We start from the raw sequence: 1,114 nt of genomic DNA on the forward strand, positions 1-1,114 counted from the left end.
CCACGCGTTTGCCCTCGAGCGGGCGTTCGCCCTCGGGGTCACCGGCACTACGGGGGCGGCGGGCAGCACGGAATTCGATCATGGGACAGGCAACCTTCATCAGAGGATTGAGCATGAACCATGCACCGATACCCCGCCGACAGTATCGATACCGCCGCGCCTCCCGGCTGCTAACCGATAGCTGGCAGTGCGGCGGAACACATTCTATTCGGTCGGGTCATAACGCCGGGCGCGTTCGGCCACACAGATCTCGTCGATTCCGGACACGATGTCCCGCAACAGTTCCGAGGGCAGCGCCGCCGGACGCAACCGGCAGGTGAAGGTGATGAAGCCGTGGTCCTCGTCGTCGAGTTCACGCAGGTAACGGGAGCGCACGCCGTAGGTCATGGCCGAGATCACGGTGAAGCAGCCGGTGCGCTCACGGTGCCCGGAGAACAGGTCGTGCAGGCCGTGGAACACCCGCGCGTAGTTGGACATGGGCGCGAAAAGCGAGATGCGGTAGGCCGGTCCGCGCTCCGAGGAGCTGATCACGGTGTCGGCCAGGTACTCCGCGTCGCGCAGCGTCAGCACCTTCGGAGCGAACATGAGCGCGCCCGCCGCGGCATTGCGGACCGGCATGCCGGCGCGGCCGCCCGCCGAGGCTGCGATGGCGCCCAGCGACTTCCGGGCGCGGGCGCCGACCTCACGCCGGGCACGCAGCGACAGGTTGGGGGTGGTGGGGTGCAGGCTCGACCACTGGCCGAAACGGACCGTGCCCAGCTGCACGGTGCCGGTGCCGACCGGGCGCGCGACCTTCAGCGGCGCGGTATCGATCCAGCGGCCCACCTGCAGCATGGAGTCGCCCGGGGACTGGATCTCGCGGAAGGAGTGCTCCACCCAGGTGTCGAAGTCCAGGAAGCGGTGCGCGTCGGTGGTGAGCCAGGTGCGGTCCTTGTCCACGCCGGTCACCTCGAGGGTGAGCGCGGTGATGATGCCGGTGCGCCCGCCGCCGCCCAGGATCTTGCGGAAGCGTTCCGCGTGGTGGGTGCGCCCGCAGGTGCCGAATCGACCATCCTGATCGACGTATTCGAGTTCGACGACATTGTCGGAGAACATGCCGAAGCGATGCGACGCC

Annotated in this window: 1 pseudogene; it reads right to left on the bottom strand. The window is 68.1% G+C overall.

The features are described from left to right. Positions 1–204: 204 nt before the first annotated feature. Positions 205–1,114: pseudogene (locus tag ACIRS4_RS38410) on the bottom strand (hypothetical protein); the annotation flags it as partial.

Source organism: Streptomyces sp. NPDC101166, from assembly GCF_044768125.1.
Lineage (GTDB): Bacteria > Actinomycetota > Actinomycetes > Streptomycetales > Streptomycetaceae > Streptomyces.